The organism is Bacteroides sp. D2 (genome assembly GCF_025147085.1).
Taxonomy (GTDB): domain Bacteria; phylum Bacteroidota; class Bacteroidia; order Bacteroidales; family Bacteroidaceae; genus Bacteroides.
On sequence record NZ_CP102261.1, the window covers coordinates 4,528,576 to 4,546,381 of the forward strand.

Consider the following 17,806-nt stretch of genomic DNA (forward strand, 5'->3'; position numbering starts at 1 on the left):
TATGATTATAAGCCCGTTTACCCCACTGTTTTTTTCTCCGTCTACCGATAAGTTTGGAGCGAAGAGCAAATATGTGCAGTTATTTGCACGTACAGACCGGATTTTTGTTGAATTGATTTTGACGCCCAGAGAGCAGGAGCCTATTGTTTACATTAATAATCTTTTAAGTAATATATCTACACCTGTATCATTAAGCTCATGGAAGATGAATGATGATAAGATTCTTTATTTCTATAACATTTCATTGCTTCCATGTGGATACTATACTGTAACAGTTAATGGGAATACGAGTGAGATTTTTAAAGTTACGGACGATGAATGTGAGTTATCAGAAACCAGCCTTATTCAGTATTCAATGAAAGATAATAAGCAGCGTCTTGATGCTGTCTGGTGGATAGATGGGATGCAATACTTTTTTGATTTTCGCGTTCCTGGTGGTTTCAAAGATAACGGATGGACGTTCGGTGTGGATAATGAGCAGTTCGTGACCTCTGATGAGGATATTGTTGAGCTATTCAGCCACGAATATACAACAGTATTATTCACGCTTGGAAATGGGATGGGATGCCCTGTGTGGTTTGCTGAATTATTGAATCGTGTCTTATGCTGTAATTACGTCTACTTTGATGGTGTTCGATATACCAGAAAGGAAAGTAATGTTCCGGAACTTAACCAGCAAATAGAGGGATTGAAGAGTTTTGTGTTCAATCAAATGTTACAGAAGGTAAGAACGATGAATCCAGTTTTGGAATGGAATAACCAGCTTGCTATGAGGTGTGTACAAAGCGGTGCTTATAGGATAGCAGATGATGAAGGAATGCGTAGTATCAAGTATGGTTCAGAAAGTGGGGTTGCAGAGGTCGGAGCATATATCAATATGACTAAGGCTATTCCTAATACTGGAGTTTCTATTAATAGTGATACTATGGTTACTGTCAACAGTATTCATCACCCAGGTGTTGATGAAAATTCATATTGGGATTTGATTGCAATCAAGACGACTGACATAGATAACAAGTATATTGGTAGAAGAGGTTACGGTAAACTTACAGTTAATGGACTGGATAGACTAAAGAACGATTTGGACAACGGTTCGATAAATTTGCGTGCTGTACTATATAAAGGAGATTCGTATACTAACCTCATTGAAGGGAGTGTAATCAGTAGGGATGGTGTATGTGTCTTGAAAGGTATTAACGGTGGAGATATTGGTGCTCTGAAGGAGTTCCAACTTTATCTTGATAATGTCTATGATTGCGACATAGATAATCTTGGTATGACCATTGAGCTTGTATGGGTATATGAAAATGATTAAAAAAGAGAATTATGACAGAAACAGAAAAACAACAGATTATTAGCCTTGTGTTACAAGCGTTGAAGACAAACAGTCTTACAATAGAGCAACTGACTGATACAACAGAGCTATCCAAAGATATGTACGTTGAAGTTAGTGGCGGTCGGAAAATATCTATTGATTTACTTTCAAGTACCATTGCTAAAATGGTGAATGGTGATTTTGATGCATTAGTGGAGAATGTCAATAAGATTGCAAAAGATTTATCGGATGGAGACGCCGAGTTATTGAAACGTATAACAGGAGTGTCTGATAAATCCAATCCTTTGACTGACCCATTTAAAAGTATTGGCTCTTTTACTACTATTGGTAGCTTTAAAGATAAATTAAAAACAATGTATTCCGGGGATTCTTCTATTGGGAATTATCGGTGTATTTTGTCTGTTGATTCGTCTAAGATTCCTGTAAATATACAAATTGAACGGTTGGAGCTTAATAAGGTTTGTCAATCATTCACTTCGTGTATACAACTGGCTACCATGTCAGACAATGCCGAAGGTGTATATTTAGGTACAGTTTGTACAATCTCACGAATAGGTATTGTTTCCAATGAGAGTGTTGCATGGGGCAAATGGACTTCTGTAATAAATGACTTTGAGGAAAGGATAGGAAAAGCGAACGGTATCGCTCCTTTGAACGAAGAAAGTAAAGTTCCTTCTGAATGTCTGCCTGAACCGTTGTCTCTTGGGGAAGGTGAAGAAGAAGCTTTCCCCGGCAACCGTGGAAAGTCTTTGGAAGATACAATGAAAAATATCCCTTCCGATATAATCAAACCGGGTTCTTTCTCCGTCCTGTCTGACGCTTCCTATCTCGATGTGTATTTTAAGAAAGTGTCCAAAACAACCGGTAAAGAAACGGATGACAGCTTCCGTCTGCCTTCTGCTACCCTTGAACAAGCCGGCCTTTTGTCCGCCGAGGATAAGCAAGCCCTTGAGGATATGAAGAGCGGCACGCCCGCTGACGATGTAACACACCCCATCGTCATTGTTGATGAGATCCGCCCATTGAAAGACGGCTACTATACCCTTGAAACCGCTATTGCAGCCATTGTCTCCTATCAACAGGAATCTGGCGTCAAATATGAGCGAACGGGTCTCATCATTACTTACAAAACAGGCGAGTATGAAATGGAAACCCGGCAGTTCCAGGGTGCTGTGTCCGATTTTGCGACCCCTTCTCTTTGGAAACCCTTCGGGAATGGTGGTGGCGGTTCCGTTTTTGAAACTTCCGATGAACCGGCGGAAGGGGGAAAGGACGCCTTTTCAACTGGTGGCGCCTATGCCTATGTTCCGGCCAACCTCGACGTAAACGTGGAAACAGAAGGCATTGTAAAACTTCAGATGAAGAACGCTGCCGGTGAAACCCTTGGCGATGAAGTGCAGTTCGCTATCGGCACGGGTGGCGGCGGTCAAACTGGTGGTACCATTGTTGCCATTGCTTTCCAGTCGACACCTGTCTATGGCTCTTACGGCTCCACGCTACGAACCTTTGCCGCCATTCGTTCCGTGACCTCGAACGGTGTCGAATCCTCTGACAACCTGATTGAGAAACTGGAACTCGTAGACCGTGAAAGCGGGCTTACCGTCTGGACTGAAACCGTCAACAAAGCATCTTCCGGTGACATGAAGGACTTCTCCTTTGAACTGGACTTCACCACATACTTTACGGCTGCTGGTACTCGGAAATTCAAGCTGATAGCCACTGACGAAAGCGGCAACACCGGTTCCAAGAATGTCAATGTAACAGCTGTTGATATTACCTGTACCTGTGTGCAGGTGCTCAACTATACCCCTGAAACTCTGCTTACTCCGACAACTGAAAGTTTCAGCCTTCCACTCTATAAGTTCGGAAACAACACCTCTGATAAAGGTATCAGTGCCCAGGTTGACATCAAGATTAATGGTGAATGGCAATCCCTGTCTACCACCGTTGTAAATGACAACTACTCGCACTCCGTTGTAATCCGCCCTGCTTCCCTCGGCCTAGAACACGGTACCTATCCCTTGCGCATCCAAGGAACGGATGTCGCATCCGGAGTGAAAGGAAATGTCATCTACACGGCTGTCATGGTAATTGACCCGAATAGTTCCACACCTCTTGTCGCCTTGAGATACGATGATAAAAACGGTGGAGTAGTCCGACTGTACGAAACCGTAGAACTTGATGTTGCCTGTTATGACCCGTTGGAAATGACTTCACCCGTCAGCGTGAAAGCCAATAACGTGCAGGTAACACAAATTGCTGCCAGTCGTAACAAAACCTATCAGGTCAAACAACAACTGCAGGGCTACAAGGCTGACGGCACCGATACGGTCAACTATACTGCCGTATGCAAGGACGTGACTAGCGAACCTGTCCGGGTGACAGTTAGCGGTTCCGCCATTGACGCCGCCATAAAAGAAGGCGCCATCTATAACTTTGACTTCTCATCCCGTACCAATCAGGAAACTGACCATAGCATTGTCAGCGGTAATTATGAAATGAAAGTGGACGGTGCCAACTGGACTACCAACGGTTTTGGCACATTCTTGGGTGAGAACTGCCTTCGCGTAGCCGAGAATGTGGGCGTGTCATTAAACCATGCCCCGTTTGCCGGCTCGTCCATCGAATCCAACGGTGCCGCCATCCAGTTCGCTTTCGCTTCCAAGAACGTGACCGATGATGATGCCCTGCTCCTTAGCTGCTATGACGAAACGTCCGGTGCCGGCTTCTATGTCACCGGCCGGGTGGTCGGCATCTTCTGTAACAATGGCGTTTCCCGTCGTGAAGAACGCGCCTATCGACAGGGTGAAAAGATAACCGTAGCCGTGGTTGTTGAACCTGCAAGCAACTACGTTGAACGTGACGGCACACGGTATTCCATGATGAAACTCTTCCTCAACGGTGAGGAAGTCGCCTGCCTTGGTTATGTTCCGGGCGGCGGCTCCCTGATTCAGACCAAGTATATAACGATGGACGGCAAACTGGGTGATTTGTATCTTTATTACATGATGGCCTGGAACTCCTATATGGAATGGGCACAGGCGTTCAAGAACTACCTTGTCCGTCTGACCGATACAGAGGTAATGGTGAAGGAATACGCCTTTGAGGACATCCTTAAAAGCCAGACAGCCGAGGGTAGTACCCAAAGCCGCCCGTCGGCTGCCGAAATCTATTCACGCGGTATGCCTTACATTGTCGAATGCCCCTATGAAGGCTCCGATATAGAAGCACTGGACGGCACCACTTCCACCAGTACGAAGATATACATCACGCTCTATTACTTTGACCCCGAACGCCCGTGGCGTAACTTCAAGGCCGTGAGTGTCCAAACCCGCAACCAGGGAACCACCTCTGCCAAACGCCCGGTAAAGAATAAACGCTACTACCTCGCCAAGAGCAAAGGCAAAAACAAGGACACTCGAATCATACTACTTAATCCGGACGATACGACGGAGGAAGGACGCCGTGCAATAGCCTTGGCTGCCATCAACAAGGTACAGGTCGGTGATAATACAATCCCGGTCGATGTCATTACCGTAAAAGTCGATTACTCCGATTCCGGTAATGCGAACGACTGCGGCGCCTGTGAAATGATGAACGTTACATACCGTGCCTTAGGTGGTAACTATATGACACCTGTCCAACGTGCATTTGACGGAACATTTGACAGCGGTGACTTGCATATCGAAGACTTGCAGATGAACCACTCTACCGCCAATCACCCGGTAGCCACCTATCGGTGTAAGGATGACAGCCTGCAAAACGTCTATTTCCATGCCAAAGGCAACTGGAAAGAAGACAAAGGGGAACAGTTCGCCCTCGGCTTCAAAGATACCCCCGGCTATAACAAAGGTTGCCTGAATTATGGTGACTTCATAGAGTTCTTCGGTACTCCTGACGAAACTTTAGACGCAATTGAGATACGCTTCAAACAGACTGACGGACTCGATACGGACAGCGTGTACCTGCTTTCCCTGTATTGCGGTAGTTCGTACCGGATAATGAGGTATCAGGACAGCTCATGGAAAAAGCAGTCCGGTTCCATGAAGTATGAAAACGGCAAATGGAATGTCACCGGTGACGTCCTGAATCCGGTTGAAGGTTTCGAACTTCTTAACTACCAAGGTATGGACTGGTTTCAGGGCGTTGGTTCTGTTCAGGATATGATGGCCATGAAAACGGACAAGTCCTCATGGGTTCAAAAACTCGTGGATAACGGAACTATCTCTGCTGATACCTTCCCGGCATGGACTTACTACTTTGAATCGCTTGTCGATGATGACCAGCTCGCCATTGATTACGCTTTGGGTAAGAAAGTGCCCTATAACCTCTACCGATGGTTGCGCTTCTGTGATTCCTGCGATTACTCCAAAGGCGGGAACTGGCAAAGAACATGGAAGGAAAACCTGTATAAATACGCCTGCCCGGAAAGTGTCTTGAGTTATGACATCTTCACCGACTACCTTGCCGCCACTGACCAACGCGCCAAGAATATGCAGCCGATGTGGTTCTTGGAAGAGTATGCTTCCGTAACAGACGGTGTGTACAGCTCCGAGGATGCCATGCGCATGTACCTGAATAAAATCTATGACTGCGATACGCTCAATAGCAAGGACAACGACGGTGGTTGCACGGTTGATGCCGAGGTGGACCCCAACCGGACGAGCGATGAAACATTCACTAACCCTTATGCTGGCTACGGCTCCGTTCTGTTTAATAACATCTATCTCCAGCAAGTAGTGTGGACTGACTCATCCGGTACGGAACTCTCCCTGCGTACCGTTGCCGCCGCCATGCGTAACGTTCAGGCGACCATTGACGGCGTCACCCTGCACCCGTTCTCACCCGAAGGAGCTACGCATTTCTTCATTGACAAACGGCTCAAAAAATGGCAGAAACTGGTTAGTTCTTACGACGGTGAACGGAAATACATCTCCTATACCGCCACCTCTGATGCTATTTACTTCTATGCCCTGCAAGGTCTTGGACTTACCGCCCTTCCGTCTTTCATCGAAAGACGTTGGCGTATTCGTGACGGCTATTTCCAAACTGGTGATTTCTTCAGCGGTGTAATTTCCGGGCGCGTATCTTCCAAATCAAACGCCACCATCCGGATTGTCGCTGCTAAAAACGGTTACTTCGGTGTCGGCAATGACGCTAGCGGCAACCTTTCCGAAAGCTGCTTCCTTGAAGCGGGCGAAGAATATGTATTCACCAACTTCTCACATGAGGAAGGCGCCTTGCTGTATATCTATCAGGCTGACCGCATGAAGCTGCTCGACCTGTCTGAAATCTCCCTGTCAAGTACGGTGAGCTTCTCCGCCATGCAACTTGTGGAAACCCTTATCTTGGGCTCTGACACCCATACAGAACAATCCATCGGTTCTTACGCACCGCTTACCTCGCTGAACTGCGGCGAAATGCCCTTCCTCGTATCACTCGATATCCGGAACACACAAATCGCTACGCTCGTTACCGACAAATGCCCACGTATCGCCCATATCAATGCGTCCGGTAGCAAACTGGAGAACATCACTCTTGCAGAGACTTCTCCGATTAATGACATCTCTCTTCCACCAACAATGACAAGCCTCCGTTTTGTCGGTCTTCCTGAACTGACCTATACCGGTCTTTCCGCCCCGTCCGGCCTGCATATAGAATCCATGCCGAACGTCCAACGCCTGCGTCTTGAAACGTCGCCTCAACTTGACGCCATTCAGATGCTCCGTGACGTCCTCGCTTCACAAGCGGCATCCCGTAAACTTTCCATGCTCCGTATCTCGAACATGACCCTGAAGGCTGACGGCTCCGAGCTTCTTGCCATTCTCGAATATGGAGTTGCCGGAATGGATGAGGACGGCAACAGACAGGATAAACCGGTAGTCAACGGCACGTATGAACTGACAGTTATCCGTGAAACGGATGAAATCGAATCCCTTGAATCCGGTATTGACGGCCTTGTCATCCTTACCGTCATAGATGCCTACATCGACCTGATCAACTGGTTCAATAATGAGTCTTATGGCGGAGAACCGTACTACGATAACGTAACGCTGGACAACATCAATGAAGTCCTTGAATATTATAACGGCGAAACCTACGAAGAATATCTCGAACGCTTCGCTGAAGACAATATGGATATTAATGATTTAATCAACAAGTAACTATGACGAATGAACAAAGCGCAACGCTGCTTCGCTTGAATAAACAGGCACAAGTGGCAGCACTGAACGCCGTGGGCTTCTCGGATGTCACCGAGAATTCCCGCGCATCTGAATTTGGACAACGTATCAAGTGGGCCGCCGGTCTGCTTGATCTGCATCTTGCCTGTAATCGTATTTCGGATAACTCCAAGGCATACTTTACTGCTGCCGAATGGAACTCCCTTACGCTCGCTAATAAGCAACTGTATATCAAACGCGGGCTTCGTATCCGTGCCCATGGACACTCCTTCGTAATCGCCGCCCAGGAGTGCTATAATGCCGATATGACTACTACCTTCTATTGGGGCGGTCAGGGTAAAGCCATAGACGGCCTGAACCAAAAAGGACTGGGTGCCATGTACGGCTGCTTCACGGGTGAGGAAGATACCGACCTGATTATCACCGGCCTGAAAGACCAAAACAATAGCGGTGTAATCGGTGCGCCGGCTGCCGAAGCCGCCCGTGCATACCGTGCCTACACTTTGGAAAGTGACGGTATCGAGGATGAATCCAACTGGTTCCTTCCTTCATCTGGCCAAATGCTTCTGATGTACCGCTACCGCGATAAAATCAATGAGATGATGCGTACCTTTTGGAGTAGTGACAGTATGCTGATGACTGATAAATACTACTGGTCATCAACAATTTGGGATACTAACTCCGCCTGGGCGTTCGAACTGAATACCGGGCGTATTACGAATCAAAACAAAAATTCAGCCCTTCTTCATGTGAGAGCTGTTGCTTCCGAATAGTATTAACTTAATATTATACAATAAAATGGATAAAAATATCGCCAACGCCATGCTTCTGCGCTTGAATAAACAAGACCAGATAGAAGCCTTAAAATCAATAGGTTTTACAACCGTGAATGAAAACACCCCCGCAAGCGACATCGCCAAATATATGCAATGGTCAGGTACGCTTCTTGACCTTTCTTTGGCTACGCTCCGGATTGAAGACGGTGAACAAGTCTTTTTCACGGCTTCCGAATGGAACTCCATGAGCGCGAATAATCGCTCCAAGTATATCCGTATCGGCATCCGACTTCGCGCCGAATGCCACCAGTTCATTATCGCCAAAAGCGACTGCGTTGACGCAGGCGGCAATAAAACGTTCAAATGGGGTGGCTACGGTACCGACCTACGCGGCCTGAAAAACTACGGCAGTGGTAACCAAGGACTCTATGATACCTTTGACGGCAAGGAAAATACCGATGTTATAATAGAAACCCTTGCAGGCGTCAAGGACACCCAGGGAACTGTCGGCGCCCCTGCCGCCGAAGTTGCCAGAGCCTATAAAGCCTGTACGCTTGAATCTGACGGAATTGAAGATACAACCGTGTGGAACCTGCCCGCATTGGGTGAACTTATGCTTATGGCCAAGTATAAAACCGAAATCAATGAGCTCATAACTTCTATGTTTGGCAATCAAAATATATTTACAAACGACTGGTATTGGTCTAGTACCGAATATGACGCTTCCAGCAGTTGGGGCGTGAGCTTCAGCGGCGGCTGCGTCAGCACGAACGGCCGCCAGGGCGCGAGCCGGGTTCGTCCCCTCGCCGCAATAAACGCTTTATCCCTTTAATTCTTTATCCCTTAGAGAGTTAGCTAAATAAAAGCCCCGGTAGGGGCTTTTCAGATTCACTTTTTTGTGCTAAAATTGTGTTAATTGCTTTACAGTTATTAACTTTGCGCCCTCTAATATATACATTAAAATATCAAAAAATTAACATGGCACTTACACAAGACCTTCCTATATCAAATTCGATGTATAAGCTTCTGAACCTTATCATTGATGCCCGGCAACAATTCCCCAAGGCGTTCCGGTATGAATTTGGTACGGAGTTGATGATGCTTGCCGTCCATTGTTGCGAATATATCCGTTATGCAAATACAGATATGAACCTTGAGCACCGTGCAGATTATCTGATGAAGTTTTTGTGTGAGTTTGATGCATTGAAATTACTGCTAAGAGTGTGTGAAGAACGACATTTGACCAGCCTGACTCAAACTGCCGAAATCTGTCTGCTTGCAGAGAGCATCGGTAAGCAAAGTACCGGCTGGTACAAAAAAACGGTTGCAGATCTCCAACGGCAAAAAGCTAACGGATCGCAACAAGTCGCAAAGCCGGAGTCATAATCGCCAAGGGGATTATGAGTGAGCAATTAGAATTATTTATTGGGCATCCCCCCGGTGATGAGCCGGGAAAGACTAAGATAGCGGATGCAACGGCTTCCAGCAGTTGGAACGTGAACTTCAACAACGGCAACGTCAACACGAACAACCGCCAGAACGCGAACCGGGTTCGTCCCCTCGCCGCAACAGGTAATATAATCTATGACATACTTCTTAGCAGTATTTTCGAAGCATCCGAAGATTGTGCCAGGCAGAAAAGAACGAGTACGGATTGTGTTGAGTTCTATAATGATTATCAGTCCGCATTGGTGCGGCTATGGCATTCTATTATTTACGGTGAATATGTACCGGACTTTTCAAAAGTATTCATACGGACTTACCCGGTATATCGGGAGGTTTTTGCCGCCGCTTTCATTGATCGTGTTGTCCATCACTGGATCGCTCTTCGTATCGAGCCGATCTTAGAGGAACGCTTCCGGGAACAAGGAAACGTCTCCAAGAACTGCCGGAAAGGTGAGGGATGCTTGTCTGCCGTGCACTATCTGAATAACATGATAGTCGAGGTCAGTGAGAATTATACTGCCGATGCGTACATTTTCAAAGATGACCTGTTCAGTTTCTTCATGTCTATCTCGAAATCGTTGGTATGGGAAATGCTGAACATATTCGTAAGGGACAATTATAAAGGCGATGATATTGAATGTTTGCTTTACCTTCTAGCCGTTACTATCTTTCATTGTCCACAAAATAAGTGTATCAGACGCTCTCCCGTCTCCATGTGGGACAAACTTCCCAGTAATAAAAGTCTGTTTCATAATGACCCTGACAGGGGAGTGGCTATCGGGAACCTGCCGTCGCAACTCATAGCCAACTTTCTGGCGTCTGTATATGATTATTTCGTGATGGAAATACTGGGATTCAGACATTATGTACGCTTTGTTGATGACTTTTGTATCGTGGTGAAATCTCCGGAAGAAATATTGTCCAAAGTCCATCTTCTTGCTGGTTTCCTGAAAGAACAACTCCTTTTACGGTTGCATCCACGCAAGCTGTATCTTCAGCATTATAAGAAAGGAGTCTTGTTTGTTGGGGCGTTCATTTTGCCGGGTAGAATTTATGTATCTAACAGGGTGGTTGGTAACACATATAATGCTGTCAGGAAATTTAATAGAATAGCTGAAAATGGATTTGCAGAAGCGTATGTTGAGAAGTTTGTGAGTACAATGAACTCTTATTATGGCCTGATGAAACACTTTGCAACGTACAATATCCGTCGTAAAATTGCAGCGATGTTACTTCCTGAATGGTGGGAATATGTTTATATCGAAGGACATTTTGAAAAGTTTGTATTGAAGAATAAATATAACCATAGAAAACAACTAATTAAACATATCAAAAAACATGGATCAAAAAAATATCTTACCGCGTGGGATTGCTAAGCCTATCGAGCAACAGCCGGACGGAACTTGGATTGTACGTCATCACTTCCGGGTGGTTGGTACCAGTGAGAATGGTGAAGAACTGGTAACTTTTGCCAGTTCGGAATATCCCGAGAAACCTACCTTGCAACAGATTCAAAGAAGTATTGACCGTTATCGGGTGTGTCTAACAATGTATGGAGATACAATTTCAGACGAAATAGAAAAGGTTGATCTTTCCGTGTATATGTTTACGGATTAATAGTTCAATCTGTTGGTTGTTTAGGGGTGCTTATCAAGCATCCCTTTTTTATTTATGGAAAAAGTGAAAATTATAATGTCTTGTTTTATAGATATTTATCATAGAATTGATTTCCAAGATTTTCCATTTTTGTAAAACTCGTTATTATACTCAATACATTTGTTCCATACAGAATATTTTATTAATAATTAAACGCTATGAGTATGGGTATAAAAGTATTGTATGATTGGCTTTTGCAATCTAACCGACCGGCACACGTCAAAGCCGGGATGTTCGTCTTTGTTGTAATGCTTGTTTTCTGTTTCCTTCTATTAGGCATTGATTTCTGTAAATCTGCTATTGTTTCTTTAACGACAACCGCCATTGCCGCAATAGTGGTTGAGTACATTCAGAAAAAGTGCGGGTTCATCTTTGATTGGCTTGACGCATTAGCTACTGTTTTGCTTCCTGGGCTGATTACTGTGTTTTCAATATTGGTAGTAACTTTATGATTAATATTATGAGATGGTTATATGAGTTATTTAATGTAGACCAGATACGAATTATTTTCGTTTCGATGTTCAGTTCTCTTCTTGCTTATTTAACGCCGACTAAAGGTTTTCTTATAGCATTAGTTGTAATGTTTGGATTTAATATTTGGTGCGGAATGAGGGCTGATGGTGTTTCAATTATACGTTGTAAAAACTTTAAGTGGGATAAGTTTAAAAATGCCTTGGTCGAACTTCTCCTCTATCTTATAATCATTGAAGTAGTCTTCTCCTTTATGAGCTTGATAGGAGATGGTGAGAACTCATTGTTAGTTATTAAGACTATTACGTATGTATTTTCTTATGTATATCTTCAGAACGCATTTAAGAATCTGATTATTGCTTATCCAAGAAACAAAGGGTTTCGTATAATTTACCATGTAATACGTTTTGAATTTAAGCGGGCTACGCCTACACATGTACAAGGAATTATTGATAGAATCGAAAACGAACTAGATAAAGAGGAAAGATATGAAAATATTGATTGATAACGGTCACGGTAGTAATACTCCGGGTAAGTGTTCTCCAGATGGCAGGTTAAGGGAATACTCCTATACCCGTGAAATTGCTGGGCGTGTAGTATTTGAATTGCGTAAATTAGGTATTGATGCGGAACTGGTCGTGAAAGAGGAAATAGATGTTCCTTTGTCAGAACGTTGTAGGCGAGTGAATGAATATAAAACTTCTGAAGCAATTCTTATTTCTATCCATTGCAATGCAGCCGGTAATGGTTCAAATTGGATGCAAGCACGTGGTTGGGAAGCATGGACCAGTGTGGGACAGACAAAAGCCGATAAGCTGGCTGACTGTCTGTATGCTACTGCTGAAGAATGTTTGTTTGGAATGAAAATACGGAAGGATATGGCAGACGGTGATCCAGATAAGGAGAGTAGTTTTTATATCTTGAAACATACGAAGTGTCCGGCTGTTCTGACGGAGAATCTGTTTCAGGATAACAAAGAGGATGTGGATTTCTTGCTGTCAGAAGAAGGTAAACGGACTATTGTCTCTCTTCATGTGAAAGGAATTTGTAAATATCTGAAAGTATGAAAATGCTAATCTATATAACCATATTCCTAGCATTAGGAATATGGTTTGCTTCATGTAAGACTTCTCGCAATATTGAGATGCAAAAACAGGTGGATTATTGGGGGGAATTTCAGTTTCTTCGAAATTCTATTGAGTCGCTAAAAACTGATGTAAGTAAACAAACAAAGATTACGACTGACAAATTGAGTGATTTGAAGATTGAAAATACAACTGTTTACTTATCTGCACCTGATTCGACAGGGAGCCAATATCCAGTCAAGGAAAGTACTACTACTGCATCCAAATTAGAACAGGAGCGAATAGAGGTAAGTGAGGAACTATCTGTAGCATTACAACGGTTTTCCAACAGATTAGATTCATTGAGTAATAAGGTAGATGTAATATTGAACCAAAAGGATATGGTAGTTGAACTTTCATGGTGGAATTTACATAAATACAAGGTTTATTGTGGTATTTCTTGTATGTTAATAATCGTATGGCTTATATATAAAATGAGATAGAAATAATACCTTTGTACAATAATATGTAGATGAAAAATATATGAAACGGAGATTAAAGCGTAATGTAAACAAAAGGTTGGCAGGTAAATGCCATCCTAAAACAGGAGCTCTTTTTGTTAAGAAGGATATATATTGTGGGTGGGGTATACTTGAAGACTTTGTTGGTCCAGAGTTTGAAGGGGTTAAGGTTGATATTGGATTGACATTAGAACAAGCGTATGAAAAGTTAGGTGGTACGGATAGAAAATTTTATAATGGAACAATGAGTTTGGGCATAATGTGTATTAAAGAACAAATTGAAAATAATACGTTATCCGATAATCTATATTTATCTCAAGAAGATATTGATATGATTAAAAAAGGGAAATTACCACAGTGCAAAACAATGCATCATTGTCCAGAAACTACTAAAGAAGGAACTATAGTTATGCAATTAGTAGATAGAGATATACATCATAAGACGAAGCATACTGGTGGATCTGCTACTCTTAATATTGAAAATTCATATGCGGTATCAGATGATTTTGAATAATATAATAGGAATAGGGCATTTATGAAGAAATTGGATGTAAAATAGAGGTAGCCGATAGCTACCTCTTGGTTTTGTAAGCCTTCCCATCAACAACACATGAATCAACAAACTCTCAAGAAGGGTTACATAAGGTAGTACTAATGTATAATTGAAAAGTTCGGTAAGGATATAAAAAAGTGAGGATTTATCTTGTTTGCTGTGATAACTGGAAACAAACTTTAGTACCTTTGGAATCTATTATTACTGGAAATATTTTTTATTTATCAAAATCATGATTATATTTGAATTGATAATATTGTTTTAGGACTAATTAGATTTTGGTTTATGATAAGAATGAAAAGGTATGTAAAAGATTGGCTCGTTTTGGGAACTGTCATCCTCACATTAATCATAATAGTCATTTTAGTTTTCTATTTTATCCAGACCCAAGGTAAGTTTGCGGATAAACAGACCGACTGGGGTGAGTTTGGAAGTCTATTAGGAGCGATTGCAGGATTAATAGCATTCGTCGGAGTTTTATTTACATTAAGACAGAATAAACAGCAATTCTTGAATAGCGAGGATAGAGCTGTCTTTTTTGAGTTGCTTAGGATTTTCATTTCATATCGGGATGCCTTGCAAGTGAAAAGAATAGATTGGGTATATGATGAAAAACAATGTGAATGGAAAATAACTCCTTACAATGAGTTTTGTACACCAGAAAAAACTTATCGACAGATTTATGTAGAGTTATACCATACTTTCTATTTGGAAATCAGAAGAGGTATTCCTGAGAATTTTTCCAAAGAGGAATTTGTAAGGAGGATTATTCCCCAGAATATGTCTAGAGAGCAATGGATGTTTATGTATGGTCAATTGAATGTTGCCATTAACAACATTTATTCAGAGCATGAATTTGGAATACATAAAGGAAAGATTAATATTTATCCTGTACATATAAACACCTATGATTACCTCTGTTTAAATGCGATTAAGATCTATTTTGAACAGAATAATTTCAAGCCCATAGCTGAAGCTTGTGCTAAAGCCGCTGATCATTGTTTTGCCCCATATAAAAATCAACTTGGTACATATTTTAGGAATGCTTATTATATTTTGGAAATGACTTCGGAATTCACTTCGCCCCTAAAATATTCGAATATATTTCGATCGCAACTGTCAAAGTATGAACTTGTGTTGTTGTTTTTTAACTCATTTAGTTCATTATCAACAATTGAGACACGAAGGTTATACTTGAATGCCGATTTGTTCAATAACCTTGAGTTGAAAGATGTGCGATTGAAAGAGGGGATAAATGATGAATCTGTATCCCGCCGAATGGAATATATACATTTTCCACCAGTCTTGTTTCAAAAGGCAAACAAAAACGAATATATGTCTAGTGATTTGTTGAAAAAATTATACAATGTGATTCTTTCAGAAAATAATATACTATAGAATGTTCGGGAGAAATAAAAAAGTGAGGGGAACCACCCCCTCACCAAAGTCAAACCAAAATAATCCGAATTATGTCCGTATTATCTTGATGTTGCAAAGATACTACTATTTTTTGATAAAGCAATAAAAATCCCTGCATCGGCTCAAATGCAGGGATGGTGTCAAATAAGAGCTTAACTGATTTTTAATGATGTCTGATGAATCATTTCGCTAACATCGTTCAAAGCGTTCAGGAACGTTTTGAGTTCATTGTCAGTAAAGCGAGCCTTTTTCCCGTTGACTATATTCCCGTTAATACGCTGATATAGCCAGTTTCTACTTTTACCAAAATATTTCTTTGCAATATAACTGAATGAGATTGCTTCAGGCAATTCTCCAAGTTTATCACGTAATATGGCTTCTTCCGCTCTTTCTATATAATCATTGCAGGCGTTTACCGTTGCTTTTAGCCCAGCTTCAGATACTTTTTTGTAGGCTTCCTTTTGGGCTTCCGGTAGTTTATTATATTTATCCTGCATTTCCTTTTTGAAAGCTTCTTTTTCTTCTGTGGTTTTTAGTTCTTTGAATCTTTCAAAGTCAGCCTGCATTTCTTTTGTTGGCAGGCAATCATTCCAATCTATCATAGCTTTTAATGTTTGTCCCTCCCCGAAGGGAGGGATGTTAATTACAACTTTTTTAATTTCTCTTGGATTTCGTTCATTCGATCGAGTATGTCATTTATAAGCGCTTCCCGTTCTTTGGCATTTTCAGGAACCCCATAGGCCTCGTGAAATGAAGCGAGAAGTTTTAAATTCTCATACTCTTGTTCTAATTCTTTTTTTTCTTCATCTTTCATCAGTTAAACATTAAAATTAAGAACTCTTATTTGACACTACAAAGATAATAAGCATTTGGTTATTATGCAAATTCTTAGTGATTTATTTTATATGTGATTATTCATTTTTCAAGTTGTCAAGTATTTCCCTGATTGCTTTATCAGCGTGTTTTCTCATTATTGTGACATAGTTGAAGATTGGTCTATCTTCTTTCATTGATTGCCCGATACAGTATTCCAGTGTACTAAGAGGAATTCCCAGGTCATATCCATGTTGGACGAAAGATTTGCGGGCTGAATATAGGGTGAATTTATGCCTGATTCCTGCCACCTTGCCTAATTGACTGATTTTCCTGGCCAGCAGGTTATAGCAGGAGGTATAGTTCTTGTATTTCCCGAATATGATTTTCCCTGTATTCTTTTTCATATACTTTTTTATAATGGGCTTTGCTTCTTCGGGAATGGAAAAGGAAATCAGGGAGTCCCCCTCTTTGGTGTTTTTGGTCTTTTTTCGGATGTAGTTTATTTCATCCGTCCGGAAATCGTATGCTAGTATGTCTACTAGGTTCATGCCGGCAAGATAATAAGTAAGCATGAAAATGTCCCGTGTGACGTTGAGATTGTAATGCTCTAAATTGGCGTCCCTGATTGTCTTGAGTTCTTCGACGGTGATTTGCGTTTCCCTCTTTTGGGCTGATGGAATTCTGGCTGTGATGAAAGGGTCGATATCGTAGGTGACGTATCTCATCTTTATAGCATAGTTAATGATAACCTTTAGCAGGGTTATGTAGATGTTGATTGTGGTGCTTGACAGCTTTGTCTTTTTGAGCCATGATATGTACTGGTTCATTCTGATAGGGGTAATATGTTCCATGAGAGAACCGTTCCCGATGAATTGCATAAACTTGTTTGTGGCCAGCCGATAGAGTTTGTATGTCTTGGTACGTTCTTCTTCATCTATTTGGGACAGATATTCATCCACGATATCCTCGAACTTACGATGCTTTTCTCCGTTTAACGGGTTAGTTATCATTTTGACTAATTGCGTGCACGTGAGCGAATCAGGGTAGTCCAGTTCCATGTATCGCTTGAAATAAAGGTTGTATAGCTGTTGTAATTTTGTATTGAGAAAATCCTTGTCTGGACGGTGTACTATTTTACCGTTCTTAAACTCGTTTTCCCTTACCACTATATCCGTGGTGATGAATCTCGTTTCAGAGTTGTGTGCGACTCGAATTCTTATTTTGTGTGTCCCGTCTGATAACCTTTTTGCGGGAACTATTACCAATGTTAATGTAGCCATAATTTGTGTTTTTAGGGTAAAAATGGCGTTTTCGACCATTATTTTTTTAACATCCTATTGTAATTTACTTATAATCAGATTCTAATCCGGGAATTTTCCGACCATAATCCGACCATTTTATAGCGTCAAAAGTGACGTTTTTGCTCTCTATTATAGACTACTAATTGATAGGAAAAATAGTTCGATTGTGCTTTTAATATGCTGTATATCAATAAAATAAAAATCGGAAGCTCATGCTCGCTCGCAGGCTTCCGATCAACACAAAAACTAAACTAGACTTAACTAA

General features: G+C 42.0%; 16 protein-coding genes. 13 read left to right on the forward strand and 3 right to left on the reverse strand.

Features of this window, described 5'->3' with window-relative positions:
- Position 1: 1 nt before the first annotated feature.
- From NQ505_RS16405 to NQ505_RS16465, 13 genes are all read left to right on the forward strand, one after another.
- Positions 2-1,315 carry a hypothetical protein gene (locus NQ505_RS16405; RefSeq protein ID WP_008999352.1) on the forward strand — a complete coding sequence of 438 codons (1,314 nt, stop codon included), beginning with the start codon at positions 2-4 and terminating at the stop codon, positions 1,313-1,315.
- 11 nt (positions 1,316-1,326) lie between these two features.
- A complete protein-coding gene (locus tag NQ505_RS16410) occupies positions 1,327-7,500 on the forward strand; it encodes a hypothetical protein (RefSeq protein WP_008999353.1) in 6,174 nt (2,057 codons plus the stop codon).
- Positions 7,501-7,502: 2 nt separating this feature from the next.
- Positions 7,503-8,291, forward strand: coding sequence for a hypothetical protein (locus NQ505_RS16415; protein WP_004300302.1), 789 nt, complete (start codon positions 7,503-7,505; stop codon positions 8,289-8,291).
- A 25-nt stretch (positions 8,292-8,316) separates the two neighbouring features.
- Positions 8,317-9,126 (forward strand): DUF1566 domain-containing protein, encoded by an 810-nt coding sequence (locus tag NQ505_RS16420; protein ID WP_259825622.1) that lies wholly within the window; start codon positions 8,317-8,319, stop codon positions 9,124-9,126.
- A 146-nt stretch (positions 9,127-9,272) separates the two neighbouring features.
- Positions 9,273-9,680 (forward strand): four helix bundle protein, encoded by a 408-nt coding sequence (locus NQ505_RS16425; protein ID WP_004300306.1) that lies wholly within the window; start codon positions 9,273-9,275, stop codon positions 9,678-9,680.
- 14 nt (positions 9,681-9,694) lie between these two features.
- Positions 9,695-11,116 (forward strand): RNA-directed DNA polymerase, encoded by a 1,422-nt coding sequence (locus NQ505_RS16430; RefSeq protein WP_008999355.1) that lies wholly within the window; start codon positions 9,695-9,697, stop codon positions 11,114-11,116.
- Entirely contained in the window at positions 11,079-11,357 is a 279-nt protein-coding gene (locus tag NQ505_RS16435; protein ID WP_004300310.1) for a hypothetical protein, read from the forward strand. The genes NQ505_RS16430 and NQ505_RS16435 overlap by 38 nt, the downstream gene beginning before the upstream one ends.
- Positions 11,358-11,560: 203 nt before the next feature.
- Complete coding sequence (locus NQ505_RS16440; RefSeq protein ID WP_004300312.1) at positions 11,561-11,848, forward strand: hypothetical protein; 288 nt, start codon at positions 11,561-11,563, stop codon at positions 11,846-11,848.
- Positions 11,845-12,372, forward strand: coding sequence for a hypothetical protein (locus tag NQ505_RS16445; RefSeq protein ID WP_004311566.1), 528 nt, complete (start codon positions 11,845-11,847; stop codon positions 12,370-12,372). Before NQ505_RS16440 ends, NQ505_RS16445 begins: the two co-directional genes overlap by 4 nt.
- Positions 12,356-12,934 carry an N-acetylmuramoyl-L-alanine amidase gene (locus NQ505_RS16450; RefSeq protein WP_008999356.1) on the forward strand — a complete coding sequence of 193 codons (579 nt, stop codon included), beginning with the start codon at positions 12,356-12,358 and terminating at the stop codon, positions 12,932-12,934. Before NQ505_RS16445 ends, NQ505_RS16450 begins: the two co-directional genes overlap by 17 nt.
- Complete coding sequence (locus NQ505_RS16455; RefSeq protein ID WP_008999357.1) at positions 12,931-13,434, forward strand: histidine kinase; 504 nt, start codon at positions 12,931-12,933, stop codon at positions 13,432-13,434. The genes NQ505_RS16450 and NQ505_RS16455 overlap by 4 nt, the downstream gene beginning before the upstream one ends.
- 40 nt (positions 13,435-13,474) lie before the next feature.
- The gene (locus NQ505_RS16460) at positions 13,475-13,966 is read left to right on the forward strand and encodes an HNH endonuclease (RefSeq protein ID WP_008999358.1); all 492 of its coding nucleotides are present in this window, start codon (positions 13,475-13,477) and stop codon (positions 13,964-13,966) included.
- A gap of 324 nt (positions 13,967-14,290) precedes the next feature.
- Positions 14,291-15,403: a putative phage abortive infection protein gene (locus NQ505_RS16465; protein WP_008999359.1), complete on the forward strand. Its 1,113-nt coding sequence runs from the start codon at positions 14,291-14,293 to the stop codon at positions 15,401-15,403.
- 173 nt (positions 15,404-15,576) lie between these two features.
- Here NQ505_RS16465 and NQ505_RS16470 read toward each other — a convergent pair whose 3' ends face one another.
- The 3 genes from NQ505_RS16470 to NQ505_RS16480 all read right to left on the reverse strand — a co-directional run bounded on the left by NQ505_RS16470 (position 15,577) and on the right by NQ505_RS16480 (position 17,559).
- On the reverse strand, positions 15,577-16,026 hold the full coding sequence (locus tag NQ505_RS16470) for a DUF5053 domain-containing protein (protein WP_032849490.1): 450 nt from the start codon (positions 16,024-16,026) through the stop codon (positions 15,577-15,579).
- A gap of 41 nt (positions 16,027-16,067) precedes the next feature.
- Positions 16,068-16,238 carry a hypothetical protein gene (locus tag NQ505_RS16475; protein WP_004313367.1) on the reverse strand — a complete coding sequence of 57 codons (171 nt, stop codon included), beginning with the start codon at positions 16,236-16,238 and terminating at the stop codon, positions 16,068-16,070.
- Positions 16,239-16,335: 97 nt separating this feature from the next.
- Positions 16,336-17,559, reverse strand: coding sequence for a tyrosine-type recombinase/integrase (locus NQ505_RS16480; protein WP_004318751.1), 1,224 nt, complete (start codon positions 17,557-17,559; stop codon positions 16,336-16,338).
- Positions 17,560-17,806 lie beyond the last annotated feature (247 nt).

Coding starts and splice junctions, on each gene's coding strand:
- NQ505_RS16445 (WP_004311566.1), top strand. CDS start 11,845: ATGATTAATATTATGAGATGGTTATATGAGTTATTTAATGTAGACCAG.
- NQ505_RS16455 (WP_008999357.1), top strand. CDS start 12,931: ATGAAAATGCTAATCTATATAACCATATTCCTAGCATTAGGAATATGG.
- NQ505_RS16410 (WP_008999353.1), top strand. CDS start 1,327: ATGACAGAAACAGAAAAACAACAGATTATTAGCCTTGTGTTACAAGCG.
- NQ505_RS16420 (WP_259825622.1), top strand. CDS start 8,317: ATGGATAAAAATATCGCCAACGCCATGCTTCTGCGCTTGAATAAACAA.
- NQ505_RS16480 (WP_004318751.1), bottom strand. CDS start 17,559: ATGGTCGAAAACGCCATTTTTACCCTAAAAACACAAATTATGGCTACA.
- NQ505_RS16475 (WP_004313367.1), bottom strand. CDS start 16,238: ATGAAAGATGAAGAAAAAAAAGAATTAGAACAAGAGTATGAGAATTTA.
- NQ505_RS16465 (WP_008999359.1), top strand. CDS start 14,291: ATGATAAGAATGAAAAGGTATGTAAAAGATTGGCTCGTTTTGGGAACT.
- NQ505_RS16425 (WP_004300306.1), top strand. CDS start 9,273: ATGGCACTTACACAAGACCTTCCTATATCAAATTCGATGTATAAGCTT.
- NQ505_RS16435 (WP_004300310.1), top strand. CDS start 11,079: ATGGATCAAAAAAATATCTTACCGCGTGGGATTGCTAAGCCTATCGAG.
- NQ505_RS16460 (WP_008999358.1), top strand. CDS start 13,475: ATGAAACGGAGATTAAAGCGTAATGTAAACAAAAGGTTGGCAGGTAAA.
- NQ505_RS16430 (WP_008999355.1), top strand. CDS start 9,695: ATGAGTGAGCAATTAGAATTATTTATTGGGCATCCCCCCGGTGATGAG.
- NQ505_RS16405 (WP_008999352.1), top strand. CDS start 2: ATGATTATAAGCCCGTTTACCCCACTGTTTTTTTCTCCGTCTACCGAT.
- NQ505_RS16415 (WP_004300302.1), top strand. CDS start 7,503: ATGACGAATGAACAAAGCGCAACGCTGCTTCGCTTGAATAAACAGGCA.
- NQ505_RS16450 (WP_008999356.1), top strand. CDS start 12,356: ATGAAAATATTGATTGATAACGGTCACGGTAGTAATACTCCGGGTAAG.
- NQ505_RS16440 (WP_004300312.1), top strand. CDS start 11,561: ATGGGTATAAAAGTATTGTATGATTGGCTTTTGCAATCTAACCGACCG.
- NQ505_RS16470 (WP_032849490.1), bottom strand. CDS start 16,026: ATGATAGATTGGAATGATTGCCTGCCAACAAAAGAAATGCAGGCTGAC.